Genomic DNA, 26,506 nt, shown 5'->3' on the forward strand with positions numbered 1-26,506 from the left:
ACGGGTCCGCGGTCGATGATGTCCGACATGGTTCTGCAGCAGATCGGATCCTCGGACGGCACCAACGGCGACGGGGACGCCCACGAGCGACCCCACGCGGACTTGGTCACGCCGTTCACCGTCACCTCGCCGGTGCCGTACGTGGCAGGAGGTGCGCTGCGCAATCCGTTCCCGCCGATCGCGGACTACGCCTTCCTGTCCGACTGCGAGAACACCTGTCTGATCTCCTCGGCGGGGTCGGTCGAGTGGATGTGCGTGCCACGCCCGGACTCCCCCAGCGTGTTCGGCGCGATCCTGGACCGCGGCGCCGGCCACTTCCGGCTCGGGCCCTACGGCGTCACCGTGCCCGCCGCCCGGCGGTACCTGCCGGGCAGCCTGATCCTCGAGACGACGTGGCAGACGCACACCGGCTGGCTGATCGTGCGGGACGCACTCGTCATGGGGCCGTGGCACGACCTCGAAACCCGTTCCCGCACACACCGCCGGACGCCCATGGACTGGGACGCCGAGCACATCCTGCTGCGCACCGTCCGCTGCGTGAGCGGCGTCGTCGAGCTGGTGATGAGCTGCGAGCCGTCGTTCGACTACCACCGTCAGAGCGCCACCTGGGAGTACTCGGCCGCCGCCTACGGCGAGGCGATCGCCCGGGCAGGCAAGGATCCCGAGGCCCATCCGACGCTGCGCCTCACCAGCAATCTGCGGATCGGCCTGGAGGGCCACGAGGCGCGGGCGCGGACCCGACTGTCCGAGGGCGACAACGTGTTCGTCGCGCTGAGCTGGTCCGGTCATCCGGCGCCGCAGACGTTCGACGAGGCCGCGGACAAGATGTGGAAGACCAGCGAGTCGTGGCGGCAGTGGATCAACATCGGCGACTTCCCCGACCACCCCTGGCGTTCGTACCTGCAGCGCAGCGCCCTGACCCTCAAGGGGCTGACCTACTCGCCGACCGGCGCACTGCTCGCGGCGAGCACCACCTCGCTTCCGGAAACCCCGCAGGGTGAACGAAATTGGGACTACCGGTACTCGTGGATCCGGGACTCCACCTTCGCCCTCTGGGGCCTGTACACGCTGGGACTGGATCGGGAGGCCGACGACTTCTTCGCGTTCATCGCCGACGTGTCGGGCGCCAACAACGGTGAGCGCCATCCGCTTCAGGTGATGTACGCCGTGGGCGGCGAACGACACCTGGTGGAGGAGGAACTGCACCACCTGTCGGGCTACGACAACTCGCGTCCGGTCCGGATCGGCAACGGCGCATTCGACCAGATGCAGCACGACATCTGGGGCACCATGCTGGATTCGGTGTACCTGCACGCAAAGTCACGCGAACAGATCCCGGAGATGCTGTGGCCGGTGCTGAAGAATCAGGTCGAAGAGGCGATCAAGCACTGGAAGGAGCCCGACCGGGGCATCTGGGAGGTGCGCGGCGAGCCGCAGCACTTCACGTCCAGCAAGATCATGTGCTGGGTCGCTCTGGACCGCGGCTCCAAGCTGGCGGAACTGCAGGGCGAGAAGAGCTACGCGCAGCAGTGGCGGGCGGTCGCCGAGGAGATCAAGGCCGACGTCCTCGCACACGGCGTCGATCAGCGAGGCGTCCTGACCCAGCGCTACGGCGACGACGCGCTCGACGCCTCACTGCTGTTGGCGGTGCTGGTGCGATTCCTGCCGTCGGACGATCCCGTCGTTCGCAACACGGTTCTGGCGATCGCCGACGAACTCACCGAGGACGGTCTGGTGCTGCGGTACCGCGTCGAGGAGACCGACGACGGCCTGTCCGGCGAAGAGGGCACCTTTACCATCTGTTCGTTCTGGCTGGTGTCGGCGCTGGTGGAGATCGGCGAGTTCAGTCGCGCCAAGCATCTCTGCGAGCGACTGCTGTCGTTCGCGAGCCCGCTGCACCTCTACGCCGAGGAGATCGAGCCGCGCACCGGACGTCACCTCGGCAACTTCCCACAGGCGTTCACCCACCTGGCGCTGATCAACGCGGTCGTGCACGTGATCCGGGCCGAGGACGAGGCGGACAGCACGGGCGGGTTCCAGCCGGCCAACGCGCCCACCTGAGTTCAGCGGGCGTTCAGACTCGTGCTGCTCCGATGTGTTGTCCGCGTCGGGGGCACCCTGGACCATGGGGTGGTCTTACGAAAGGACGCCACATGAGCCGTACCAGGGCCGCAGATGCATCACGACGGGATCTCGACGTCGCCGTCGGAATCCTGATCGGACTGCGTGGCTGTGCCGAACGAGACGCCTTCGACGAATTGGTCGCGGTCGCCACCCGAACCGGCCTGGGCCTGTTCAACGTGGCGCGGAGCCTGTCCGCGCTCGCCGGAGGGTCGTCCTCAGCGGACGACAGCGAGGCGTTCAACGCGTGGGGTGAGCTGATCCGTCGTGCGCGAGCGGCGGCGCTGATGCCTGTGGTCTGAGGGACGCGGGTTCGCTGGCACGTGTCGGATGTCATCTCTTAGGACATGGGTGACAGTTCTGCATCAGGACATCGGTGACGTTTCGGTTGGTCTTGGTGGTGACACTTCTGCACCGAGGCTGCCGGGGTGGCTGTCAATGAACCCATCGATCCTCGCGTCCGGCTGGCGATCTCGCAGTGGCCCGATGACGCGCCGCGGGGTGCGGTCTCGACGTTCTGCGCCGAGCACGGTATCTCAAGAAAGTCGTTCTACGCGTTACGTCAACGCGCGATAGCCGACGGGCAGGCCGCGGTGCTGCAACCGAGGACACGACGACCGAAGTCGAGTCCGTCAAGGTTGAGTGATGAGGTCAAGGCGCAGGCAGTGGCGGTACGTGCTGCCCTGGAGGCCTCCGGACTGGATCACGGGCCGATCAGTGTGCACGACAAGATGCACGCGATGAGCCTGCCGCAGGTGCCGTCCACGGCGGCGCTGGCGCGGATCTTCCGGGAGGCCGGCGTGGCTCGGCTCGAGCCGAAGAAAAAGCCCCGGTCGGCGTGGCGACGGTTCGTCTACCCGGCACCGAATGCGTGCTGGCAACTCGACGCGACCGAGTACGTCCTCAGCGGCGGGCGCACGTGCGTGATCTTCCAGCTCATCGACGACCACTCCCGCTACGCGGTCGCCTCCCACGTGGCGTGGTCTGAGACGGCCCAGGCCGCCATCGCAGTGTTCGACAAGGCCGTCGCCGATCGTGGTGTACCCCAACGACTGTTGTCCGACAACGGGGCCGCGCTCAACCCGTCCCGGCGCGGACACCTCGGCCGACTCGTCAGTCATGTGGGCGCCCTAGGCGTGCAGACCATCACCGGCAAGCCCTACGAGCCGACCACCCAGGGCAAGAACGAACGCTTCCATCAGACCCTGTTCCGCTACCTCGACAAGCAACCGCTCGCCGGATCGCTGGCCGAACTCCAAGCCCAGGTCGACGCGTTCGACCACCTCTACAACACCGAACGCCCCCACCAGGGCCTGCCCGGTCGCATCACCCCGCAGACGGCGTGGGACGCCACCCCCACGCCGATCCGCCCGTCCCCAGCCGGACCGGCCGATCTACCCAGCGCCCGTTCCGAGCGCCTACCGCAGGCCCCGCACTCCGCCACCACCGAACCTGCCCGCCAACACCCGTGCCAGAACGATCAGCACTGCGGGGACCATTCATCTGGACACGGTCACCTACCGAGTCGACGCACAACGCGCCTTCGAGCAGGTCCTCGTCGTCACCGTCGACGACCAGGTCATCATCACCGACCTTCAGGGCGAAGTCCTCGCCGAGCACACCCGACCCGCACCCGGTATTCGATACGTCGGCAACGGTCGACCACGGGGCCCACGCCCCAAAACCGACAGACCGTCACCGAAGTCCTGACACATCAACTGTCACCGAAGTCCTGATGCAGAACTGTCACCCATGTCCTAAGACATCACACTGGCACGTGTCGGACGTCAGATGTAGAATCGAACACATGTTCGACATGCTGGACTTCGACCCCGCCACGGTGGACGAGGCCGGCCTGATCGAGCGCATCGAAGCCCTCGAAAAGTTCAAGTGCACCGCCGCCGCCGCGCAGGCCCGCATGACCGCAGCCCTCGACGCGATGCGGCGTTCCGCCGAAGCCGACCGAGGGGTACCCGCCCACAAACGCGGCAAGGGACTCGCCTCGGAGATCGCCTTGGCCCGCCACGACTCCCCCACCATGGGCGGGCGGCACCTCGGGTTCGCCCGCGCCCTCATCCACGAGATGCCCCGCACCCTCGCAGCGTTGGAGCAGGGTGTGCTCTCCGAGTGGCGGTGCACCCTCATCGTCCGCGAATCAGCCTGCCTCGACGTCGAAGACCGCCGCACCCTGGACGCCGAGATGTGCGGCGACCTCACCGCGCTGGCGGGCAAGGGTGACACGCGGATCGCCGCCGAGGCCAAGAAGATCGCCTACCGACTCGACCCCCACGCCGTCGTCGACCGCGCGACCAAGGCACCCGGCGAACGCGGATTCTGGATCCGGCCCGCCGCCGACGGCATGGTCTGGGCCACCGCCCTGCTCCCCCTGACCCAGGGCGTGTCGGTCTACGCCGCGCTAAAGCGCGAAGCCGACGTGTGCGGTGACGGCCGAGGACGTGGCCAGGTCATGGCCGACACCCTCGTCGAACGCATCACCGGCCGCCCCGCCGACGTCCCCGTCCCGGTCACCGTCGACCTCGTCATCACCGACGAGACCCTGCTCGGCGGCGACACCGAACCCGCCCGGATCCCCGGCCACGGACCCGTCCCCGCCGCCGTCGCCCGACACCTCATCAAAGACGCCATCGACGACCGCCGCTCCACCGCCGCACTACGCCGGCTCTACCGCCACCCCAGCACCGGCGCGCTGGTGGCGATGGAATCCCGCGCCCGCCACTTCCCCACCGCACTCGGGAAGTTCATCGAGTTCCGCGACGACACCTGCCGCACCCCCTACTGCAACGCCCCCATCCGCCACCACGACCACATCACCCCCGCCGCCCGCGGCGGACCCACCACCGCCACCAACGGCCAAGGGTTGTGCGAAGCCTGCAACTACACCAAGGAAGCACCCGGCTGGCACACCACCACCCATACCGACGAAATCGGCCGCCACAGCACCGAACTCACCACACCCACCGGCGCCACACACCACTCACACGCACCACCACTACCCGGACGCATCACCACCAACCTCCGGTACATGGACGTCGTCCGGTTCCGCGTCGCCGCCTAGTTCCCCTGGCCTCCGCGGCCGAGGGCGGCCAAATTGGACACGGGCGTCGTGCCGTTGACGAACCAGTCACCGAGGATCCGGGCCTTGTAGACACGAGGGTTGTGCGACGCGAGCGTCCTGGCATTGCGCCAGTGCCGGTCGAGGCCGTGGTCCTCGGACACACCGGATGCGCCCAGCGCATCGAACACCTCGGTGGTGGCCTTGAGGGCAGCTGCGACGATCACCAGTTGCGCCTGCGTGACGGCCACTTCCGCAGCGACGACCAGCTTCTCGACCGAGTCGTCCCGCCCGGACGCGCGCGCGACCGCGATGTCGTCGAGTGTCCGACTGCTCCGCGACAGTGCGGCGTCCGCCGCGAAGGCATCTGCCGAAACCTGACCGACGACCTGGAGGAGTTGCGCGTCGTCCGACGGAACGTCGGTCAGGCCCTGCGGGTAGTTGCGGACGCGAGACCTCAGCTGAGCGGTGCCGTCCCGCAGCGCCGCGTGGGTGATTCCCGTCAGCACCGCCAGCATCGCGTTCTGATAGAAGTGCGCCTGATAGACGAAGCGGTCGGCGGCCGGGAAGACGTCGTCCACGTCGGCACGCACCCGGTCGTAGCGGGCCGAGCCACTTGCGGTGGTCCGCTGGCCGAATCCCCGCCAGTCATCGATGAGTTCGACACCGGGGTCGTCCGCGCGCACCAGCGCGGTGCGAAGCGCTCCGTCGTCGTCCCGGCCGATCACGTCCAGCCAGTCCGCGTACAGGCTGCCGGTCGCGTAGTACTTGGCACCGGTGACCACCCAGTGGTCGTCGCGCGCGGTGATGGTCGACGCGATGTTCGCCAGGGTGAGGTTGTTGGCCTCGGTCCAGCCGCCGCCGACGAAGGCGCCGGACAGGAACCGCTTCAGCCAGGTGTCGTTGCCGGCCGAGCGCGGGGCGTTGAGGCGGTCCTCCACGAAGGCCAGGTGGTTGCGGAAGATGTGCGCCACGTTCGAGTCGGCCGCCGCCAGCCCCGCCAGTAGCGCGAACGTCTGCTCGAGTGAGGCGCCGAAGCCACCGTCCTCTTTGGGAATCCGCACGACACCGAACCCCGACTCCTTGAGCAGGCGCACCTCCTCGTGTGGGTGGGTGCGGGTGCGCTCGCGCTCGACGTTGCCGACGGCGACGGCATCGAACAGCGGCTGAAACCTCGACCACAGCTCGTCGTCGGTGGCGCTGGCCGCCCGAAGGTAGGTGTCTACGTCGCTCACGGCTTCTCCTGGACGGGATCGATTCGATAGGCGTACTGACTCTGCACCGCGACGTACCCGAGTCGCTCGTACAGCAGATGCGCATTGCTCCGATTGCGGATGTCGGTGCCGAGCGACGCGGCGGTCAGACCGCGCCGCAGTGCCGCCAGCCAGATCTTGCGCAGCAGGAGTTCGGCGATGCCGCGCTTGCGGTGATCGGCGCGCACCCCGATGTAGTCGGTGTGCGCGCTGCGCTCGGCCGCGGGGGCGGCACCTGCCGTGAAGGTCGACCCCAGCACGTAACCCACGACCTCGCCCGTCGCGGTGTCGACCGCCGCGAGGCTGAAGTCCGGTGTGAACGAGCGGCTGTGAACGTGACGGTGAAAGGCCTCGCGCGACTTGGACATGTTGCCGAAGTGCTCGGCGAAGGTGTCGAACTGCACGCGACGGACCGACTCGCCGAGGCCACGGTCGACGACCTCCGCCCAACTGAGTACCGCCACAGCGGGCAGCGACGCGGAACCCAGCGCCACGACGTCCTCCCGGTCCAGTGGCTTGCGGGTGCGGACGAACTCCGCCTCGCGCCAGGCACCCTGGCGGGTCAGCGCGTCGATCGCCGGTTGCTGATCCGTGCCGACGGTTGAGCGTAGGAACGCCGAGCCGTCGGTCTCGGCGTGGAACCGGTCGACGGTCGCCTCGACCACGCTCGAGACGACCCGTTCGGGGACATCGGGACCGAAGACGAAGTCGGCGCCGACCTCGTCGCCGTGCGGTTCGCGCAGCAGTGCGTAGCCGCGGATGATGCCGGCGGCGTCGCGCACCACCGTGACACCGCTCGGGTAGGCGCCACCGACGTGCTCGGCGACGTCCCGGGAGTCGGACGCGAACTTCCGGCCTCCGAGTCCCTGTGTCGTGGCGAGGAAGTCGGCGATTGCGGAGTGGTCGAGCGCAGTGGCGGGCGCGGACGTCCAGGTGACGACGTCGCGGTGGTCGACGAGCGTCATCGTGCGACCCGGTCCTTCTGGCGCGCCGAGTCGGCGTCGCCGTCGGTCGACGTGGACTCCTGGCCGAGGACCTCGAGAATGCCGACGTCCGCCAGGCGACGCTGTTCCTCCTCCGAGAGCGTCTGGATGGTCCCGACGCGGGCCGCCACGTCGGGTTTCGTCCATCGCAGGTAGCCGTACCAGAGCAGGCCGGCGAACAGGATGCCGGCGTAGATGAACGGCAGGATGTTGAACGGGAACTCCGGCACCGGGTAGAAGTTGCTGAAGATGACGTACCCGAGTCCGATTGTCGCGGCTGCCGATACGGCGAGCCGCGTGGGCGTGAGCGCCTTGATCCGTGCCAGCCAGATCGGCGTCGCGATCACCACCAGGAGGTAGGCGCCGAGGAAGCCCCACGTCGCGACGTAGCCCCCGTAGACGTCGAACACGAGACGACCCGCGGAGCTGAACGTCGCGACCACCGAGAACACCAGCGCCACCGCGCCGACGAACACGACACCGACCCACGGGGTGCGGTGCGTGTCGTGCACCCGGGCGAAGACCTTCGGCAGGGCCCCTTCGTGCGCGAAGGTGAACAGCGAGCGCGCCGCCGACGTCGTCACGGCCGTGACGAACACGATGAACGCGACGGCGACGGCCGCGCTGACGAAGTAGTTCACCCACCCGACCCCGACGTTGTCCGCGAGCTGGGGCAGGACGGCCTTGTCGCCGTCGATCTGATCGAAGAACAGGATCTGCGGGTAGGTCGCGAACACGTAGAGGACGCCGAGCAGCAGCACGACACGCAGCAGCGACCGGGCGATGTTGCGGTGGGCGTCCTTGGCCTCGGCGCCGAGTGAGGCGACGCTCTCGAAACCGGCGTAGGAGCCGACCGCGGTCACGGCCGCGATGAACGTGGCGCTTTGCCCGAGGTGCGCGGGATTCCATTGCTCCCAGTCCAATCGGAACCCGTAGGCCACGTACGAGCCGACGATGATGACGAGGATGGAGGCAATGGCGACCAACTCGAACGCCAGCTCGTACTTGGCGGTCAGCGACACGCCTCGGTAGGGCAGGTAGACCGCGACCGCGACGACCACGACGACGAGCAGGAGCTTGGTTCCGGTTGATTCCGAATGAACTCCGATCGACTCGAGGAACGAGTCGAGGTACAGCACACCGCCGAGCGTCCCCGTGGTGGCGAAGCCGATGTATCCGAGCAGGAGGCTGAAGCCAGCAGCGAACGCGAACCCGGGACCCAGCCCGTTGCCCGTATACGTGCCAAGCGATCCCGACGAGACCGTCCGCTTCGCCTGGAAGCTGATCGTGATCGCGAGGAGTACCGCGATCGCGAGACCGACCAGCACGGCCCAGGCCGCGCCCCGTCCCGCAGCGACGAACAGCGAGAACGGAACGACCGCCACCGCGACACTCGGCGCTGCCGCTGCCAGTCCCTGAGCGAAGACGCCCCACGGTCCCAGCGCGCCCCGTTCCAAACCCGTGTCCTCCGCGGCCCTCAACGTCCTGCCACCGAGCGATACGGTCGCTCCGTCCGCATGGTCCGATCCCGACATGTCCTGCCACCCTTCGCGCGTGCGTGATCACCGTGTGCGTCGTATTCATCTCGCACACAACGGCTTAACGTAGTTTTGACCTCGACTGAAACAATGCCTCGATCAGCGCCGATGCGGCAGGAATGTGATCGCCGAGATTATTAACGCCACCGACGCCCCGTCAGGCCGGGGATTCGAACCTGCGGGGAACCTCGAGCCCGAGGTGCTCGCGCAGGGTCGAGCCGGTGTACTCGTGGCGGAACAGTCCGCGTTTGCGCAGCAGCGGCACGACCTGGTCGACGAACACGTCCAGCTGACCCGGCAGACCCGAGTCGCCGAGCACGAAGCCATCGGACGCACCGGTGTGGAACCACTCCTCGATCTCGTCGGCGACCTGCTCGGCCGTCCCGACGATCTGCGCGCCGAAGCCGTTGACGGTGCGGTACAAAAACTCTCGCACGGTGGGGTTGCCCTCCCGCGCGAACGCGCGGTACCCGGCCAACGCGGTCTGATGCGTCTGGGTGGAGTCGGGGAAGGCAGACTCGGGCACCGGCCCGTCCAGATCCGCACGCGTCACGTCGACGTCGACCTCCAGCAGCCAGCCGGCCTGATATTCGGGGCTGAAGTGTTCGTAGGCCAGCCGTTCCGCGCGAGCCGCCTCCTCCTCGGTGGACCCGACGACGAAGCGCAGGGACGGTGTGATCAGCGGAGCGCTGCGCCGGCCGAAGTCCGTGGCCTTGGCGTGGATGGAACGGTAGAAGTCCCGGGCGCGCTCGCGGTTGCCCTGCCCCGTGAAGATCACCTCGGCGTGCCGGGCCGCGAACGAACTGCCGGTGTCCGACGATCCCGCCTGGAAGATGACGGGCCTGCCCTGCGGTGATCGAGCGGCGCCGATCGGACCCGTGACGTCGAAGTACCGGCCATGGTGGTCGGCCACGTGGATCTTGCCGACGTCGTTGAACACACCGGTCGCCCGATCCGCGACGATCGTGTCCTCGCCCCAGCCGTCCCACAGCGCGCTGACCACCTCGATGGCCTCCTCGGCGATACGGTAGCGCTCGTCGTGGTCGACGACTCCGCGGGCACTGAAGTTGTCGGCGGCCGCCGCGGCGAAACTCGTCACCAGGTTCCATCCGGTGCGCCCTCCGCTGAGGTGGTCGAGGGAGAGGAACTGCCGCGCGAGGTGGTACGGATGCTGCAGCGTGGCCGACCCGGTCAGCACGAACCCGACGTTCTCGGTCACCGAGGACAGCGCCGCCGCGGTGGTGAGCGGCTCGAAGTCCTCGGTGGTCTTGTACGGCCACGTTGCGGGCGGGCCGTAGTTCAGGCCGTCGGCGAAGAACAGCGCGTCGAAGGTACCGCGTTCGGCGGTGCGTGCCCGCTCGATCAGCTCCCGTCGCACCCCGGCGGTGCTGTGATCGACCTCGGGGTGTCGCCAGGGTCCCGCCGAGCGGGTGTTGCCGAACAACAGCAGATGCAGCTGACGTGTCACGGGTGATCCTCCTGACGAGCGTTGCGACCGTGCGGATTCCGACGCTAGGACGGGGACGCGACGCCGTCGCCGGTAAAGCGCGGCGCGATCGGAAGGTCATCGCTCTGCACTCCGCACGAGCGCAAGGGTTGGCACCGCGGCCCGAACCGGCGACAATTCGACGGTGAGCACACCGGAGCCGAATCGGACCGACACCACCGACGCCCTGTCCCCCGTGGCCGACGAACTGGAACGGGTGGCGAAGCTGCTCGACGTCAAGTCGGTACTGGTGATGGGGTCGGATCCCGATCAGATGACGGTCGCGGCCACCGCGGGTGACGCCACCCGCCACTACACGGTGGGCGCCGCGGGCACCAAGGCCGGCAGCGACGCGGGGCGCGTGCCGCTGTACTGCGAACGGGTGGTCGACACCGACGAGGCGCTGTTCGTCCGGGATTCCCGTGAGGACGCCACCTTCGCGGGCAACGAGGACGAGAAGGAATTCGGGCTGCACAACTACCTGGGTCTGGCGGTGCACGATACCGACGGTGCCGTGGTGGGGACGGTCTGCGTACTCGACGACAGGTCACGGGACTACTCGGACGAGGAGCGCGCCCAGCTCGAGGGTCTGCGCGCCGACGTGGAGCGGATCGTCGGCAACGACCCGAGCGCGCTCGGCTGACCGCTTGACCAGGTGAGTCGGCCGCTCAACCGGGCGAGAAGTAGTACCCGCCCACCGCGACGGCGACGACGCCGAGCGCCAACACGAGCCACGGCCACCACGCCGACCAAGCCAGAGCCGACCAGACCTGGGGATGGGCGTCCCGCGCCGGATGCAGTTCGACCGTCATGACGTAGAACCTAGGACGCGAACCCACGTCAGCAGCGGCCCGCGGCGAGCGGACACCCCGGTTGAAACCCGGGCACTCCACGAAAGTTGATGTCCGGGAACATGATTAAATCTCACCCGACGACGTGGCCCGTTTCGGTCACGCGGATCGGAACACCCGCCTAGGCCTTCGCGGCCTTCGCCAACATTCGTTCGGCGATCTCGACGGCCCCGTCGGTCGAGCCGACTGAGCACGCCCACGTCTCGACGACGAGGTTGGACACGTGGGACATCGCGTGCTGGCACCGCCAGTCGTCGTAGTCCTCCTCGGAGGTGACCTGTGTGATCATGTCTCCGCCGACGGAGAGTTCGTCGATCGCCCAGATGTAGCTGAAGTCGGTGTCGTCGACGGACACCGAGAAGCCCGCACAGTCCTGCCACGAGGCCGTCGACTCGTCGTAGAACGCGCGGGCACCGTCCTCGTCCGGATAGAGCACCGCGGTCTGCTCCACCCAGTGGTCGTCGTCCGCGTCACCCACCACGTGGTCACGCACCGCCGTCCACCCGCTGCCCCCGTAGACGGCGTCCTCGGCACCCATGATGGCGCCCAGACAGGCCGGATCGGAGACCGAGTCGACGTTGTCGGACATCTCGTCGGAGTCGATGATCGTATCGAGTTCGGCCGCGCCCACCGCGGTCTCGAGCTCGCCGATGCTCAGCATGACGTCGTCGAGCTGCGACTCGCTGAGATTCGGGACGTTCAGGGGCGCGCCCGCGGGATCTCGCACCGCGGTGCCCGACACCGCGCTGGTGCATCCGGCCGTCAGCAGGCATGCCGCCGCCGCGAGGACGAGACGCCCTCGCCGCGGTCTCGCAACGGTGATCACCGCGTCATTGTGACGGACCGACGGGCAGCATCGCCAGCTACCGGACCTTGTCGAGCATCGCCGTTGCCACCGCAGCGGCACTGCGACCCGGATCGGCGCTGCGCCCGGCTCCGGGTGAGAGCGCGAGGGACACCTCGACGATGGTGTCGCGCCGCACCCCGACCGCACGCTCCAAGGCGACGGCTCCCGACGTGACGGCCGCCTGGGGCCGCTGAGCGGTGTCCACGGCGGCCACCAGCACCGACCCCGTCACCTGGACGTCGCTGACCGCGGCATCCACTTCTGCGTCGGTGACGCCGCGCAGATGCTTCACGACGCTGGTGCCGTCGCACTCCTGCCACTGACGGGCGAAGTCGTCGAACGTGCGCTGGGCGTCTTCGGCCGAGGCGAGCCGGATGACGGCCGCATCGGCACCGGTCGTCTTGGCACCCGGGTTCCAGTTGAAGTAGCTCTGCCGGGCCGCCTCGACGACGGGCAGCGCCTCATAGACCACCCGCGGGGCGGTGTCGGTCACGGCGACGCAAGCGAGCGGGGACGCGTCGGCGTCGGTCCGGTATCCGTCGGGGAGTATCTCGGCTCCCCCGATGAACGGCTCGAAGTCGAACGTACTCAACCGGTTTCCGACGGCGGTGCTTATCTGGTCCTCGGTCGGCAGGACCGCGAACGCGGTCTTGGCCGCGGACGGGCTGCCCGGGACGACGCTGCTACAGCCCGTCAGCAGGCACGCGGCCAGCAGGGCCGCGCGACTACTTCTTCGGCTTGTCACTCGCCGCATCGGAGGACAGTGCGGCGACGAAGGCTTCCTGCGGGACCTCGACCCGGCCGATGGTCTTCATCCGCTTCTTGCCTTCCTTCTGCTTCTCGAGCAGCTTGCGCTTGCGGGTGATGTCACCGCCGTAGCACTTGCTCAGCACGTCCTTGCGGATGGCACGGATGTTCTCGCGCGCGATGATCCTCGCGCCGATCGCGGCCTGGATCGGCACCTCGAACTGCTGGCGCGGGATCAGTTCCTTCAGCTTGGTGGTCATCTTGTTGCCGTACGCGGCGGCCGAGTCCTTGTGCACGATCGCACTGAAGGCGTCGACGGCCTCCCCCTGCAGCAGGATGTCGACCTTCACCAGATCGCTCACCTGCTCGCCGGCCTCCTCGTAGTCGAGGCTGGCGTAGCCGCGGGTCCGCGACTTCAGCGAGTCGAAGAAGTCGAAGATGATCTCGCCGAGCGGCATCGTGTAGCGAAGTTCCACCCGCTCGGGCGACAGGTAGTCCATGCCGCCCAGTTCGCCGCGCCGCTGCTGGCACAGCTCCATGATCGTGCCGATGAACTCGCTGGGCGCGATGACCGTCGTCTTCACGATCGGCTCGTACACGTCGCCGACCTTGCCCTCGGGCCAGATCGACGGGTTCGTCACGGTCAGCTCGGTGCCGTCGACCTTGACCACCCGGTACACGACGTTGGGCGAGGTGGAGATCAGGTCGAGGTCGAACTCGCGCTCGAGGCGCTCGCGGGTGATCTCCATGTGCAGCAGGCCGAGGAATCCGCAGCGGAAGCCGAAGCCCAGCGCCACCGACGTCTCGGGCTCCCACACCAGCGCCGCATCGTTGAGCTGCAGCCGCTCCAGCGCGTCGCGCAGGTTCGGGTAGTCGGAGCCGTCGACCGGGTAGAGGCCCGAGTAGACCATCGGCTTGGGCTCCCGGTAGCCGGTGAGCGCGTCGGTGGCCCCGTTGCGCGCCGAGGTCACGGTGTCGCCGACCTTCGACTGGCGGACGTCCTTGACGCCGGTGATGAGGTAGCCGACCTCGCCGACGCCGAGCCCCTCGGTGGCCTTCGGCTCGGGCGACACGATGCCCACCTCGAGCAGCTCGTGGGTGGTGCCGGTCGACATCATCTTGATCTTCTCGCGCGGCTTCAGCGTGCCGTCCACGACGCGGACGTAGGTGACCACGCCGCGGTAGATGTCGTAGACGGAGTCGAAGATCATGGCCCGCGCGGGCGCGTCCTCGTCGCCGACCGGCGCGGGGACGAGGCGGACCACCTCGTCGAGCAGTTCGCGGACACCGACGCCGGTCTTGCCGGAGACCCGCAGGACGTCCTCGGGCTCACAGCCGATGATGTGGGCTATCTCACCGGCATAGCGGTCCGGGTCGGCCGCGGGCAGGTCGATCTTGTTGAGGACGGGGATGATGGTCAGCCCGCGGTCCAGCGCCAGGTAGAGGTTGGCGAGCGTCTGCGCCTCGATGCCCTGCGCGGCGTCGACCAGCAGCACGGCACCCTCGCAGGCCTCCAGCGCGCGGGACACCTCGTAGGTGAAGTCGACGTGGCCAGGTGTGTCGATCAGGTGCAGGACGAACTGTTCGTCGTCGACCGTCCACGGCAGCCGCACGTTCTGCGCCTTGATGGTGATGCCGCGCTCGCGCTCGATGTCCATCCGGTCCAGGTACTGGGCCCGCATGTCGCGGTCCGCGACGACGCCGGTGATGCCCAGCATCCGGTCGGCCAGGGTGGACTTGCCGTGGTCGATGTGCGCGATGATGCAGAAGTTCCGAATCTGCGCCGGCGCAGTGAAGGTCTTGTCGGCGAAAGTGCTGATTGGGTTTCTCCTGTTGAGCGCAGACTCACGTGGCGTGGTGAGCAACCCCCAGCCTATCGACCCAGCGCCGCGTCGACACAATCGTGCCTATGCTCGCTTCCATGGCGTCACAGTGGAGACCGTTCCAGCGGTTTCTCAAGGGCACGGAGAAGCTGGTGTTCGACGAGGCGCCCAAGCTCATCCGCCAGCTACCCCGCAACGAAGGTTTGCAGCGCAGCCTGCAGCAGGGCATCAAGCTCGGCATCGACGCCGGGCTGGCGGCGCTCTCGGGTGCCGCCGCCCCGCAACAGCAGGCCATCACGACGGGCCGTCCGGTCACCGAGACGAGCGTCCCGACCGCGCATCGCGCCCGCCGGCTGCAGTACTCCCCCGATCTGGACGGACGTGCCGACCCGGGCGAGATCGTGTGGACCTGGGTGGTCTACGAGGACGATCCCACCCGCGGCAAGGACCGGCCCGTGCTCGTGGTCGGCCGCGACTCGCGCACCCTGCTCGGCCTCATGCTGTCGAGCCAGGACCGCCACCACGGCGACGACGCCTGGGTGGGCATCGGCACCGGCAGCTGGGACCACGAGGGCCGGGCGAGCTGGGTCCGCCTGGACCGCGTGCTCGACGTGCCCGAGGAGGGCATCCGGCGCGAGGGCGCGGTGCTCGACCGCGAGCGCTTCGAGATCGTCGCCACCCGGCTGCGCGCCGAGTACTCCTGGTCGTGACTCTCGCCGAGCCGCGTGACTCAGCGCGCGTTGCGCCACATCGGGATCAGTGACGGCCCGCCGTCGGGCAGGGCGATCTCACCGGTGATCTCGAACCCGAATCGCTCGTAGTAGGGCACGTTGTCGGGGTTGCTCGACTCGAGGTACGCGGGCGCGTGCTCGGCGTCGACGCGATCGAGCCGCGACTGCATCAGGGCGTGCCCGTGCCCCTTGCCACGCAGCAGCGGATCGCTGCCGATGACCGCGAGATACCAGTGCGGCTCCTCGGGGTGCACCGCCGACATCCGCTCCTCGACGGCCATTCCGCGCCGCACCGTGACGCCGAACGCCCGCAGCAGGCTCGGCATCGCGCGCAGTTGCTCGCCGGTGGTCTGTCGCCACTGCCCCGGCGGATCCCACAGCGCCGCACCGCCGACGTGGTCGCCGGCGAGCGCCACCTCGACTCCCCCGCGGGACAGGTGGTGGTACTTCGTCAGCGCCGCGAACAGACGGTTCAGCCGTCGCTGGCGGACCTCGGGGTCGGGCAGCATCCACGCCATCACGGGATCGTCGAAGAACGCCTTGCCGAGCGTGGCCGACAGGGCGCGGACGTCCTCGCGCCGAGCAGGCCGTACCGCGATGGTGGTCATCGGTCCACGATCGCACGTCTCGTCAGCCCTGCGTGATGTAGGCCTCGAGGTGCTCCTGCTGCGCCTCGAGTTCCTCCATTCGCGTCTTCACGACGTCGCCGATGCTGACGATGCCGGTCAGCGCACCACCGTCGACGACGGGTACGTGGCGGACGCGGTTGGTGGTCATGAGGCCGCTCAGGACGTCCACCGAGTCGGCGGGCGTGCAGGTGACGACCTGGGTCGTCATGATGTCGGCGACCCGGCGGTCCAGCACGTCGACCCCGTGGGAGTGCAGGCTCCGCAGGACGTCGCGCTCACTCACGATGCCCACCGGACCGGTGGCGTCGACCACCACCATGGCGCCGACGTTGCGGGTGACCAGTCCGGCGACGAGTTCGGCGATCGTCATGTCGGGCGACACCGTCAGCACGCCCGCACCCTTGTTTCGCAGCACGTCGGCGATCTTCATCGGATCCTCCTCGAGTGACGTGGATCACACCAGAGTAGGACGGATCGGGGCGTGGGGGAATCCCCCGCCCACCTACGCCAGGCGGGTGATCTCCACGATCACGTCGAGGTCGGTGGACCCCTCACCCGAATAGATGCCCTTGAGCGGGCTCACGTCCGCGTAGTCACGGCCGACGCCCACGCTGACGTACTGCTCGTTGATGTGCTTGTCGTTGGTCGGGTCGTAGTTCCACCAGCCGCCCGTCCACGCCTGGATCCACGCGTGGCTCTCGCCCTCGATCGTGTCCCCCACCGCGGCCTCCCGGTTGGGATGCAGGTAGCCGGACACGTAGCGCGCGGGAATTCCCATGCTGCGCAGCAAGATCAGCGTCAGATGCGTGTAGTCCTGGCAGACGCCCTTGCCCTCACGCAGCGCATCCAACCCCGACGAGTGCACCCCGGTGGTGCCCGGCACGTACTCGAGTTCGCCGTTCACCCAGTTGGCCGCCGCGACGACGGCCTCGCGGGGTGCGTGCTCCTTGGCGATCTTCTGGCCCACCCGCGCCAACCGCCTGCTCTCGGGGGTGTAGTCCGTGCCCGTGAGGATCTCGTCGAAGCGGTCGATCACGGCCTCCGACTGCAGGTCCTCCCACGTGACGTCCTCGTCGGGCAACGCACCCGCCTCGGTCTCGACGACCGACGACGACGTCACCTCGAGTTCGGTGTGCGGGGCGTGCAGGTCGAACGTCGTGACCGCGGTCCCCCAGTAGTCGACGTACCGGTAGGAGCGGGTGGCCGGCGTCGTCTCGATGCGGTTGAGGATGACGTTCTGCCGGGAGTCGGACCGCGGCGTGAGCCGGGCCTCGTTGAACGACGCCGTCACCGGTGACTTGTACGCATAACCGGTGGAGTGCACCACACGCAGACGCCACATCATCTACTCCTCTTCGCGCAGGCGCTCATCATCAGACCTCGCCTTCCTCGATCACCGATGCGCCGTCGCGACCCGCGTCGCTCCAGGCGACCCAGGGTGCGGAGTGGAAGTACTCCAGCGCCAACGCTTCTCCGACCTCCGCGCAGGTCTCCTGCAGTTCGCCCAACCGGGTCTCGAGCGATTCGAGCAGGACTCCCGGCCGCAGGAACTCCAACTCGCTGCGGGCGCGACCCAGGAGACGCTGCGCCTCCGCGGTCGCGCCGACGCGGTTGAGCCTGCGGTGGTGCAGTTCGTCGAGGCTGTGCTCGGCAAGCCGCAGCGAGTACATCACCGACCGCGGGAAGAGCCGGTCGAGCATCATGAACTCGACGACGCGGCCGGCGTCGAGGACGCCGCGGTACGTACGCAGATAGGTGTCGTGGGCGCCCGCCGAGCGCAGCACCGTCACCCACGCGGGTGACGACGCGCTGTCCCCGACGCGGGACAGCAGCAGTCGCACGATCATGTCGACGCGCTCGATCGCGCGGCCCAGCACCATGAATCGGTAGCCGTCGTCGCGGGACAGCGTCGAGTCCGCCAGGCCCGCGAACTGCGCGGCCCGTCCCTCGATGTAGGACAGGAACTCGTGCGGTCCGAGCCGCTTGGCCGCGCGCTCGCGCTCCGGCAGGGCGTTGTAGGTCGTGTTGAGGCACTCCCAAATCTCGGTCGAGGTGACTTCGCGTGCGCCGCGGGCATTCTCGCGGGCAGCCGAGATGGAGTCGACGATCGAGCAGCCGCCGTGGGTGTCCCGGCTGAACGCCACCAGGTCGGTCAGCGACCAGAGGTCGAGTTCGGTGTCGGGCGGGTCGATGCCGAGGACCTTGAGCAGCGTCCGCGACGCCTGGTCGGGGTCGACGCTCGAATCCTCGAGCAGCTGGTGGACCGTCACGTCGAGGATGCGGGCCGTGTCGTCGGCCCGCTCGACGTAGCGTCCGATCCAGTACAGCGATTCCGCGTTGCGCGCCAACATCAGTGCATCACCTGCTGCTGCTGTTGCTGCTGTTGCTGCTGCTGATCCTGCGGACCCATCGCCAGCGACTGCTGCTGCTGCGAGGACGAGTCGCCGTTCTTCTCGGTCTTGCCCGGCTTGGCGGCCTTCGGCAGCGCGCGCACCACCTCGGCCCCCGCCAGTTCGCGTTCTGCCGCAGAGGTTCTCGACGCGAGCACCCACGTGTCCTTGGAGCCACCACCCTGACTCGAGTTGACCACCAGCGAACCCTCGGGCAGTGCGACGCGGGTCAGGCCGCCGGGGAGAACCCACACGTCGTCGCCGTCGTTGACGGCGAAAGGCCGCAGGTCGACGTGTCGCGGCGCCAGTTGATCGTCGATCTGCGTGGGCACGGTGGAGAGTTGTACGACGGGTTGCGCGATCCAGCCGCGGGGATCGGCGCGCACCTTCTTGGAGATGGTGGCCAGCTCCTTCGCCGACGCGTCGGGGCCGAAGACGATGCCGTAGCCGCCCGAGCCCTCGACGGGCTTGATGACGAGTTCGTCGATGCGGTCGAGCACTTCCTCGCGCTCGTCGTCGAGCCAGCACCTGAAGGTGTCGACGTTGGCCAGCGCCAGCTTCTCGCCGAGGTAGTACTCGACGATCGTCGGGACGTAGCAGTACACCAGCTTGTCGTCACCGACGCCATTGCCGACCGCGCTGGAGATCACCACATTGCCGGCGCGCGCCGCATTGAGGACGCCGGCGACACCGAGCACCGAGTCCGGCTTGAAGTGCATCGGGTCGAGGTAATCGTCGTCGATGCGGCGATAGATCACGTCGACCTGACGCTCGCCCTCGGTGGTGCGCATGTAGACGGTGTTGTCCCGGCAGAACAGATCACGTCCCTCGACCAGTTCGACGCCCATCTGCCGCGCCAGCAGCGAGTGCTCGAAGTACGCGGAGTTGTAGACGCCCGGCGTGAGCACCACCACCGTGGGGTCGGCCTCGTTGGAGGCCGCCGCGTTGCGCAGCGCACGCAGCAGGTGTGAGGCGTAGTCGCCGACCGACCGAACCCGGTGCGTGGCGAACAGGTTCGGGAACACCCGGGCCATCGTGCGGCGGTTCTCCATCACGTAGGACACCCCGGACGGCGACCGCAGATTGTCCTCGAGCACCCGGAACACGCCCTGGGCGTCGCGGACGAGGTCGATGCCCGCGACGTGGATGCGGACGCCGTTGGGCGGCTTGATCCCCGCGGCCTCGCGGTGGAAGTGCTCGCAGGACGTGATCAGCCGGCGCGGGATGACGCCGTCGCGCAGGATCTCCTGCTCGCCGTAGATGTCGTCGAGGAACATCTCGAGGGCCTTGACCCGCTGCTTGATGCCCCGCTCGAGGCGGGACCACTCCGCGGCGGAGATGACCCGGGGCACCAGGTCCAGCGGGAACGGCCGCTCCTGGCCCGACAGCGAGAACGTGATGCCCTGATCGATGAAGGCACGGCCGAGAGCCTCGGATCTCGCCTCCAGATCGGAGGCGTCCGACGGTGCGAGTTCGGAGAAGATGCCCTTGTAGGGCCCGCGTACGTTGCCCTGCGCGTCGAACATCTCGTCGAAGGCCTGCGAATAGCCGCCGACGTCGTTGTAGCCGTCGAAAATTCCGTCATAACGCTTGACGGAGCGCGAATTCTGCCGGGTCGACCGCCCGGCATCCGTGGGAAGGGTTCGAAGGCTCACAGGTGACATGCTCCCCTAGTCGTTGCGTTTCGGCAGGCCAGCGACACGCGCTTTGGGTCTTTTCCCCACCCGCTGGTAGTCTGAACCCTCGCTGCCTGGCTGCACACGACGGCCGGCCGCCACTACGTGACCGAACCCAAGTTCTACTCGAAGGAATACGCGTGGCCAACATCAAGTCGCAGGAAAAGCGCATCCTCACCAACGAGCGCGCTCGGCTGCGCAACCAGTCGGTGAAGTCCGAGCTGCGTACGGCCATCCGCGGTCTCCGCGAGGCCATCGACGCCGGCGAGAAGGAGAAGGCGAGCGAGCTGCTGGCCTTCACCAACCGCAAGCTCGACCAGGCAGCCAGCAAGGGCGTCATCCATAAGAATCAGGCAGCCAACAAGAAGTCGGCCCTGACGCTCGCGCTCAACAAGCTCTGACCCACTAGCCGACCAGTTCGGCAACCTTCCGCACCGCGGTCTCGAGGGCGTAGTCGGCATCCGCCGCTGCGCCCTTGACGTCTGCGTTGAGCGTCGCCACCAGACGCATCGCCTCGGCGACGGAGTCCCTGGACCATCGCCGGGCCTGACGCTGCACCTTCTGCACCCGCCACGGCGGCATGCCGACCTCACCGGCCACCTGGTTCTGATTGCCCGACAGCGGCCCGATCCTCGCGATCGCGTGCACCGCCTCGGCGAGCGCGTCCGCCAGCACCACGTGCGGTTCGCCGCCCATCATCGCCCAGCGCAACGCCTCCGCCGCACCCTCGACGTCGCCGGCGACCGCCATCTCGGCGATGACGTAACCCTTGATCTCCGCCTTTCCATTGTGATAGCGGCGCACGGCGGTGACGTCGACGTCGCCCGCGGTGTCGGCGACGAGCTGCGAACACACGGCGGCCAATTCGCGGAGGTCCGAGCCGACCGCCTCCAGCAGTGCGGCGACGGCGTCATCCCCGACCTTCGCCCGGTGCGAGCGGAACTCGCGCTTGACGAAGTCGGCCCGCTCGGACGGCTTGGTGAGCTTCGCGCACGGGTGGACCTCGGCGCCCAACTTCCGCAACTGGTCGGCCAGCGCCTTGGCGCGGCCGCCGCCGGTGTGCACCACCACCAGCACCGTGCCGGGCGGCAGGTCGGCAGCGGCTCCGGCGATCAGCGCGACCGCGTCCTTGCCCGCATCAGCGGCCGACTCCAGCACCAGCACGCGCTCGTCGGCGAACAGCGAGGGGCTGAGCAGTTCGGCGAGTTCGTTGGTGCTGACCTCTCCCGCGCGCATCCTGTCCACCGGGACGTCGACCGTCCCGGCCGCCGTCCGTGCGGTCGTGAGCACGGCGGCGACGGCGCGCTCGACGAGCAGCTCTTCGTCGCCCAGCACGAGGTGGAGTTGGGTCACGGCTGAAATGGTGTCACGCCCCGGTGACGTGACCGCCCGCCGCCCATGCCACCAGCCCGACGAGGCACCAGACCACCAGCACTCGACCCCACGGCCGTCGCCACGCCACGATCGCAGTGAGCGTGCCGATGGTCACGCACAGCACGCCCGCGACACCGGACGGGACCGGAATCGCCGCGCCCGGAACCGAAGCCGCGTACTCGGCCACCCGCAGCAGCCACCAGAGTTCGGGTCCGGTGAACCGGATCAGCATCGCCGCACCGGTGGACCAGGGCGTCGCCAGCGTGGCCGCCAGCGTCCCCAGGATCGTGATGGGCGCGACGACGACCGTCACCGCCAGGTTGGCCAGCACCGCGACCACGCTGAACGTGCCCGCGATGCCCGCCACCAGCGGTGCCGTGACGAGGTGTGCGGCCACCGCCACGCTGACGGCCCCGGCCAGTGGCGCGGGCCATCCGCGCGCCTCGAGCACTGCCGCCCATCTCGGCGCGATGACGACCAGGGCGGCGGTCGCCGACGCCGACAGGGCGAAGCCGACGTCGACGGCCATCTCTGGCCAGCCGATCATCACGGTGAGGACGGTGGCGGCGAGAGCCGGGATCGCCTGTCTCCTGCGGTGCGACAGCACCGCGAGCAGCGTGATGGCGCCCATGATCGCCGCGCGCAGGACGCTGGCCGTCGGTTGCACCACGAATACGAAGGCGACCAGGGCCAGCGCGGCGAGCACGACCGCGATCCGCGGCCCGACGAGCATCGCGGACAGCAGGACCGCGCCGCACACGATCGTGACGTTCGCACCGGACACGGCGGTGAGATGGGTGAGGCCGGCGGTCCGGAAGTCGTCGACCGTCCGCCGGTCGACCGCAGACGTGTCGCCGAGTACCAGCGCCGGCAGCATCGCGGCCTGGTCGACCGACAGCGCGGCACGCGCCGCCTCCGCGAAGTCCGAACGCACCCGGGCGGCGAGCCGGTTCGCCGGCCCCGCCTCTCCGAGTCGGGGAGCACCGGTCGCCGACAGCGTCGCCACGGTCAGGTCACGCCGCGTCGGCGCACCGATGCTGGCGCGGAAGTGCGCGGGGCGGCCCGTGGTCAGCTCTCCGAACCCGGACACCGACGCGAACACCAGGACCCGACCGGACTGGGGGCGGTCGTCGACGGCCAGCAGGGCGCCGCGGAACATCACCCGTCCCCCGGCGACCACGCGCGGGCTCTCGACGGCACGGACCGTCACCTCGACGGTGTCGCCGGTCCGGGTCCGCACCGGATGGTCGGCGACCTCGGCGGCCCGCATCCCGATCGACACCGCGAAGCACGCCCCGACCAGTGCGACGGCGGCCATCGCGGGCCACCGTGCCGCGGCGGTGTCGGAACCGCGGCGCGCGAGCAGGGCCGTCACCGTCGCCACCGATCCGGTCGCCACGACGATCACGGCCACTGTGACCGTCGGCGACCACAGGATGCCCGCGGCGGTCACCGCCCACGCGGTCAACGCGGCGGGGACCAGCCGGAGGTCGACGTCCGCGGTGTCCGTCACACATGGACCAGGTCGCGGAGCTTCTCGAGGCGTACGGGACCGATGCCGTCGACGTCGCCGAGCTGCTCGACGTCGGTGAACGGCCCGTTGGCGTCCCGCCACGCGACGATCGCGGCCGCGGTCACCGGACCGACGCCGGGGAGGTCGTCGAGCTGCTCGACGGTCGCGGCGTTCACGTCGATCGGACCCGCGGGGTCCGCGGGCGACTGCGGCACCGGCTCATCCCGAGCGGCAGGCGCGATGGAGCTGCCCATCGCGGACGGCGCGCTCGGGGACGTCGCGAGCCCGACCACGATCTGCTCACCGTCGGTCAGCCGTCGCGCCACGTTGAGCCCCACCAGGTCGGCGCCGTCGAGCGCACCGCCCGCCGCGGCGAGCGCATCGTCGACGCGCGCGCCGGCGGCGAGGCTGACCAGACCGGGCCGGTGCACCAGACCCATGACGCTGACCACCACGGGCTGCGCCGGATCGGGTTCGGCCGGGGCTCGGGCCGTCGACACCATTTGCACCGGAGGCAGATTCGCCGATGCGACCGGCGGCGGATCGTTCCCGGCGACCGTGAACACGGTGATCGCGACGGCGATGGCGCCGACCACCGCCAGCGCGACCACCCCGGTCCGGCCGGGATCGGCACGCAGGGCGCCGATCCACTGCAGGCGACCGGGCGGCGAGGCGTCGGGTAGCCACTTGGCCAGCGAGGTGTCCGACTGGTCGGCGTCGGTGGCGTCGTCGTCGGTGGGCGCATCGGTTCCGCCAAGCCTGCGGTGCGCCCGGTCGGTGGGCTGTTCGAGTCGCATGGCGCGAACGTAGGCCGCGGCCGGGACGAGGAACCTCCCTCGACGGCCGAGCGGACCGGCCCCTGGGGACGAAGGCGGCACTGGGGACAAACGGCGATCCCGCCCGAACGGTGAACAGGTTCCGCATAGTGTCTGGTGCACGTTCCCCATCGCCGAGGAGGCCCCTGCATGAGCACACCCGCCGACCGTCCGCTGCGGGTGATCCAGTGGACCACCGGCAACATCGGCAGACGCTCCCTGCACGCCGTCATCTCCCGTGACGACATGGAGCTGGTCGGGGTGTACGCGCACGGGGCCGACAAGGTGGGCGTCGACGCCGCCGAACTCGCCGGGTGGCCCGAGCCCACCGGGTTCCTCGCGACCAACGACGTCGACGCGCTGATCGCCCTGGCTCCGGACGCCTGCTGCTACAACCCGCTGTGGCCGAGCGTCGACGAACTCGTCGCGTTGCTCGAGGCCGGGATCAACGTCTGCTCAAGTGCCGCGTGGATCACGGGCGGGAAGCAGTCACGCCAGGACCTCGACCGGATCGAGAAGGCCTGCGCGACGGGCAATTCGACCATCTTCGGCAGCGGTGCCCACCCCGGGATGACCAACATGGTCGGCATGGTGCTGTCCGGCTCGTGCGAGAACGTCGACGAGATCCGCATCACCGAGTCCGTGGACTGCTCGACGTACGAGTCGGCGGGGACGCAGTCCGCCATGGGATTCGGCCGGGACCCCGCCACCGAGGGCCTCGCCGACAGCGTGCGTCGCGAGAGCGAGGTGTTCGCCGAGTCGGCCGCGATGATGGCCGACGCCATCGGGGCGCCGCTGGACCGGATGACGTTCGACGTGGAGTTCAGCACCGCAACCGGGGACACCGACCTGGGGTTCATGCAGATCCCGAAGGACACGGTGGCCGGCGTGTTCGGCTACCACCGGGGCTGGGTGGGAGACCGCAACGTGGTGAGCGTCGGGTTCAACTGGACCATGGGCAACCACGTCACCCCGCCCAAGCCGCTCGAGCACGGCCACGTCATCCAGGTCTTCGGGACGCCCAACATGCGAACCGTGCTGCACTGCCTGCCCCCGCGCGACTGGACCGAACCCGGCTTCATGGGGCTGGGCATGATCTACACCGCGCTGCCCGTGACCAACGCCGTGCCCGCGGTGGTGGCCGCGGCGCCGGGGATCGTGACGCTGAAGGACCTGCCTCCGGTCACGGGCCGGTTCAGGGGCTAGAGCCGCCGGGCGAGCGTGGCCGCGCCGGGACCGGAGACGTCGCGCAACCCGTCGGCGCGGCCGGCCATCACCACGAGCAGCGCCTCACCCGGTCCCCGCACCTCCGGCCCGCGGCCGGCTGCCCAGGCGAGGTCGGTGGCGACGAGCCGGACTCCCCTGGTCTGCCAGGCTCCTCTGATCAGCGGCGCCCAGCGCGCGAAGTCCAGCGCGACGGTCAGTCGGTCCGGTGCAATGACGCGCGGCAGGCCGAGCGGACGACGAACGTCCTGTTGGTGGATCATGTTGTCGACGAGCGCAATCCGACCGCCGAACCCGGATCCGAGTCCGCTGGGCGTGGCGTGGGTCCGCACCATCGCGACGAGGTCGTCGGTCGACGTGCCCGCAAGATCCGCGACGGCGAGTTCGTTGATGCGATCGGTCTGGAGCCGTCCCCGCAGGAAGCGCGCCGCCAGCGCACCGGGGGCCACGCCCTCGAAGCTCATGGTGTGAGCGGCCACGTCGCGCACCCGCCACCCGGCGCACAGCGTCGGAGCGTCCCACTGCTCGGCGGTGAGACCGGCGAGCAGGTCGGCGAACTCGAGGCGCTCCTCGCGTGCGAGATGGAGCGCGGTCACCGGTCGGCCACCGTCAACGCCACCCCGATGGCGCCCGCGCCGACGTGCACCGACAGCACCGGTCCCATGTCGGCCACGGTCAGCGACTCGAGCTGGGGCAGCCGTGCGCTGAGGCTGGCGCCGACGACGTCGGCGTCGTCGTGGTTGTCGACGTGGTGCACCACGATGGACGCCGCACGGTCGCCGACGAGGTCGGCCACGGCGTCGACCATCGCGGCGTGCGCCTTCGATGCGGTACGGATGCGCTGTGACGGCACCAGCCTGCCGTCGACGTCGAGCGCCAGCAGCGGCTTGAGCGACAGCGCGGTACCCAGCCATGACGACGCGGTGCCGATGCGGCCGCTTCGCCGCAGATTGTCCAGTCGGTGGACGACGATGAAGGCATGTCCGCGCGGCACCGCCTCCCGGGCCACCGCCTCGACCGCGTCCAGTGCGTCCCCGCGGGCGGCGGCCCTCGCCGCGGCCAGCGCGACGAAGCCGACACAGGCCGCCGCCGAACGCGAATTCACCACGCGAACCGACGATCCGAACTCGCGGGCCACCGCGGAGGCGGTACTGAAGGTGCTCGACAGGGCAGCGGACAGGTGCACCGCCACCACGCCGTCGCCGTCGCTGTCGGCCAGTGCCGTGCGGTAGGCGTCGGCCAGGTCCGCCGGGGAGGCGCCCGCGGTGGTCACGTGGGCTCTGGCGTGCACGTCGTTGGGGATCTGATCGACCCCGTCCCGCAGATCCTCGCCGTCGACCAGGACGTGCAGCGGTACCTCGCGAACGTTCCAGCGCCGGCCGTCTTCTGGGCTGAGCCTGCCCGACGAGTCGGTCACCACGACGACCGCCAT

The 26,506-nt window shown here is 69.1% G+C and carries 25 protein-coding genes and 1 pseudogene; 8 read left to right on the top strand and 18 right to left on the bottom strand.

The window, feature by feature from the left end; translation table 11 throughout:
- Positions 1–15: 15 nt before the first annotated feature.
- From G6N64_RS23975 to G6N64_RS23990, 4 genes and pseudogenes are all read left to right on the top strand, one after another.
- Positions 16–2,061 (top strand): glycoside hydrolase family 15 protein, encoded by a 2,046-nt coding sequence (locus tag G6N64_RS23975; protein WP_409370789.1) that lies wholly within the window; start codon positions 16–18, stop codon positions 2,059–2,061.
- A 92-nt stretch (positions 2,062–2,153) separates the two neighbouring features.
- Positions 2,154–2,423: an ANTAR domain-containing protein gene (locus tag G6N64_RS23980; RefSeq protein ID WP_163800331.1), complete on the top strand. Its 270-nt coding sequence runs from the start codon at positions 2,154–2,156 to the stop codon at positions 2,421–2,423.
- A gap of 126 nt (positions 2,424–2,549) precedes the next feature.
- Positions 2,550–3,831, top strand: a pseudogene (locus tag G6N64_RS23985) (integrase core domain-containing protein).
- A 97-nt stretch (positions 3,832–3,928) separates the two neighbouring features.
- The gene (locus tag G6N64_RS23990) at positions 3,929–5,197 is read left to right on the top strand and encodes an HNH endonuclease (protein ID WP_163800332.1); all 1,269 of its coding nucleotides are present in this window, start codon (positions 3,929–3,931) and stop codon (positions 5,195–5,197) included.
- Here G6N64_RS23990 and G6N64_RS23995 read toward each other — a convergent pair.
- The 4 genes from G6N64_RS23995 to G6N64_RS24010 form a co-directional block, all read right to left on the bottom strand.
- Positions 5,194–6,429 (bottom strand): acyl-CoA dehydrogenase family protein, encoded by a 1,236-nt coding sequence (locus G6N64_RS23995; RefSeq protein WP_163800333.1) that lies wholly within the window; start codon positions 6,427–6,429, stop codon positions 5,194–5,196. The two genes, G6N64_RS23990 and G6N64_RS23995, sit on opposite strands and share 4 nt — an antisense overlap.
- Positions 6,426–7,412, bottom strand: coding sequence for a GNAT family N-acetyltransferase (locus G6N64_RS24000; RefSeq protein ID WP_163800334.1), 987 nt, complete (start codon positions 7,410–7,412; stop codon positions 6,426–6,428). Before G6N64_RS24000 ends, G6N64_RS23995 begins: the two co-directional genes overlap by 4 nt.
- The gene (locus tag G6N64_RS24005; RefSeq protein WP_163800335.1) at positions 7,409–8,965 is read right to left on the bottom strand and encodes an APC family permease; all 1,557 of its coding nucleotides are present in this window, start codon (positions 8,963–8,965) and stop codon (positions 7,409–7,411) included. The genes G6N64_RS24000 and G6N64_RS24005 overlap by 4 nt, the downstream gene beginning before the upstream one ends.
- Before the next feature lie 160 nt (positions 8,966–9,125).
- Positions 9,126–10,436 (bottom strand): NtaA/DmoA family FMN-dependent monooxygenase, encoded by a 1,311-nt coding sequence (locus tag G6N64_RS24010; RefSeq protein WP_163800336.1) that lies wholly within the window; start codon positions 10,434–10,436, stop codon positions 9,126–9,128.
- A 163-nt stretch (positions 10,437–10,599) separates the two neighbouring features.
- Between G6N64_RS24010 and G6N64_RS24015 the strand changes: the two genes are divergently transcribed.
- A complete protein-coding gene (locus G6N64_RS24015; protein ID WP_163800337.1) occupies positions 10,600–11,097 on the top strand; it encodes a GAF domain-containing protein in 498 nt (165 codons plus the stop codon).
- A 25-nt stretch (positions 11,098–11,122) separates the two neighbouring features.
- Here the strand turns inward: G6N64_RS24015 and G6N64_RS24020 are convergent, their stop codons facing one another.
- The 4 genes from G6N64_RS24020 to lepA form a co-directional block, all read right to left on the bottom strand.
- The gene (locus G6N64_RS24020) at positions 11,123–11,266 is read right to left on the bottom strand and encodes a hypothetical protein (protein WP_163800338.1); all 144 of its coding nucleotides are present in this window, start codon (positions 11,264–11,266) and stop codon (positions 11,123–11,125) included.
- A gap of 160 nt (positions 11,267–11,426) precedes the next feature.
- On the bottom strand, positions 11,427–12,131 hold the full coding sequence (locus G6N64_RS24025) for a sensor domain-containing protein (RefSeq protein WP_246230782.1): 705 nt from the start codon (positions 12,129–12,131) through the stop codon (positions 11,427–11,429).
- 37 nt (positions 12,132–12,168) lie between these two features.
- Positions 12,169–12,897, bottom strand: a complete 729-nt coding sequence (locus tag G6N64_RS24030) for a sensor domain-containing protein (protein ID WP_163800339.1) — start codon at positions 12,895–12,897, stop codon at positions 12,169–12,171.
- Positions 12,878–14,800, bottom strand: a complete 1,923-nt coding sequence (gene lepA, locus G6N64_RS24035) for a translation elongation factor 4 (protein ID WP_409370816.1) — start codon at positions 14,798–14,800, stop codon at positions 12,878–12,880. Before lepA ends, G6N64_RS24030 begins: the two co-directional genes overlap by 20 nt.
- Positions 14,801–14,820: 20 nt before the next feature.
- Between lepA and G6N64_RS24040 the strand changes: the two genes are divergently transcribed.
- A complete protein-coding gene (locus G6N64_RS24040; protein WP_246230783.1) occupies positions 14,821–15,432 on the top strand; it encodes a type II toxin-antitoxin system PemK/MazF family toxin in 612 nt (203 codons plus the stop codon).
- A gap of 20 nt (positions 15,433–15,452) precedes the next feature.
- Here G6N64_RS24040 and G6N64_RS24045 read toward each other — a convergent pair whose 3' ends face one another.
- The 5 genes from G6N64_RS24045 to G6N64_RS24065 all read right to left on the bottom strand — a co-directional run bounded on the left by G6N64_RS24045 (position 15,453) and on the right by G6N64_RS24065 (position 20,136).
- A complete protein-coding gene (locus G6N64_RS24045) occupies positions 15,453–16,061 on the bottom strand; it encodes a GNAT family N-acetyltransferase (protein WP_163800342.1) in 609 nt (202 codons plus the stop codon).
- A 22-nt stretch (positions 16,062–16,083) separates the two neighbouring features.
- Entirely contained in the window at positions 16,084–16,512 is a 429-nt protein-coding gene (locus G6N64_RS24050; protein ID WP_163800343.1) for a CBS domain-containing protein, read from the bottom strand.
- Positions 16,513–16,584: 72 nt separating this feature from the next.
- Positions 16,585–17,424, bottom strand: a complete 840-nt coding sequence (locus G6N64_RS24055) for a transglutaminase family protein (RefSeq protein ID WP_163800344.1) — start codon at positions 17,422–17,424, stop codon at positions 16,585–16,587.
- 31 nt (positions 17,425–17,455) lie between these two features.
- A complete protein-coding gene (locus tag G6N64_RS24060; protein WP_163800345.1) occupies positions 17,456–18,433 on the bottom strand; it encodes an alpha-E domain-containing protein in 978 nt (325 codons plus the stop codon).
- Positions 18,433–20,136 (bottom strand): circularly permuted type 2 ATP-grasp protein, encoded by a 1,704-nt coding sequence (locus G6N64_RS24065; RefSeq protein WP_246230784.1) that lies wholly within the window; start codon positions 20,134–20,136, stop codon positions 18,433–18,435. Before G6N64_RS24065 ends, G6N64_RS24060 begins: the two co-directional genes overlap by 1 nt.
- Before the next feature lie 152 nt (positions 20,137–20,288).
- On the opposite strand from G6N64_RS24065, the gene rpsT reads away from it, so the two are divergent.
- Complete coding sequence (rpsT, locus tag G6N64_RS24070) at positions 20,289–20,549, top strand: 30S ribosomal protein S20 (RefSeq protein ID WP_163800347.1); 261 nt, start codon at positions 20,289–20,291, stop codon at positions 20,547–20,549.
- Between the two features lie 4 nt (positions 20,550–20,553).
- Here rpsT and holA read toward each other — a convergent pair whose 3' ends face one another.
- The 3 genes from holA to G6N64_RS24085 are packed head-to-tail and all read right to left on the bottom strand — an operon-like array spanning position 20,554 to position 23,832.
- Positions 20,554–21,510 (bottom strand): DNA polymerase III subunit delta, encoded by a 957-nt coding sequence (holA, locus tag G6N64_RS24075; RefSeq protein WP_163802081.1) that lies wholly within the window; start codon positions 21,508–21,510, stop codon positions 20,554–20,556.
- A 4-nt stretch (positions 21,511–21,514) separates the two neighbouring features.
- Positions 21,515–23,035, bottom strand: a complete 1,521-nt coding sequence (locus G6N64_RS24080; protein WP_163800348.1) for a ComEC/Rec2 family competence protein — start codon at positions 23,033–23,035, stop codon at positions 21,515–21,517.
- Complete coding sequence (locus tag G6N64_RS24085; RefSeq protein ID WP_163800349.1) at positions 23,032–23,832, bottom strand: ComEA family DNA-binding protein; 801 nt, start codon at positions 23,830–23,832, stop codon at positions 23,032–23,034. Before G6N64_RS24085 ends, G6N64_RS24080 begins: the two co-directional genes overlap by 4 nt.
- Before the next feature lie 168 nt (positions 23,833–24,000).
- Here G6N64_RS24085 and G6N64_RS24090 point away from each other — a divergent pair, with 168 nt between their 5' ends.
- The gene (locus tag G6N64_RS24090) at positions 24,001–25,056 is read left to right on the top strand and encodes an NAD(P)H-dependent amine dehydrogenase family protein (protein WP_163800350.1); all 1,056 of its coding nucleotides are present in this window, start codon (positions 24,001–24,003) and stop codon (positions 25,054–25,056) included.
- On the opposite strand, the gene G6N64_RS24095 is transcribed toward G6N64_RS24090, so the two are convergent.
- Positions 25,053–25,670 (bottom strand): maleylpyruvate isomerase family mycothiol-dependent enzyme, encoded by a 618-nt coding sequence (locus G6N64_RS24095; protein WP_163800351.1) that lies wholly within the window; start codon positions 25,668–25,670, stop codon positions 25,053–25,055. The two genes, G6N64_RS24090 and G6N64_RS24095, sit on opposite strands and share 4 nt — an antisense overlap.
- Positions 25,667–26,506, bottom strand: a complete 840-nt coding sequence (locus G6N64_RS24100) for a DegV family protein (RefSeq protein WP_163800352.1) — start codon at positions 26,504–26,506, stop codon at positions 25,667–25,669. The genes G6N64_RS24095 and G6N64_RS24100 overlap by 4 nt, the downstream gene beginning before the upstream one ends.

Source organism: Mycolicibacterium sediminis (genome assembly GCF_010731735.1).
GTDB classification, from domain to species: domain Bacteria; phylum Actinomycetota; class Actinomycetes; order Mycobacteriales; family Mycobacteriaceae; genus Mycobacterium; species Mycobacterium sediminis.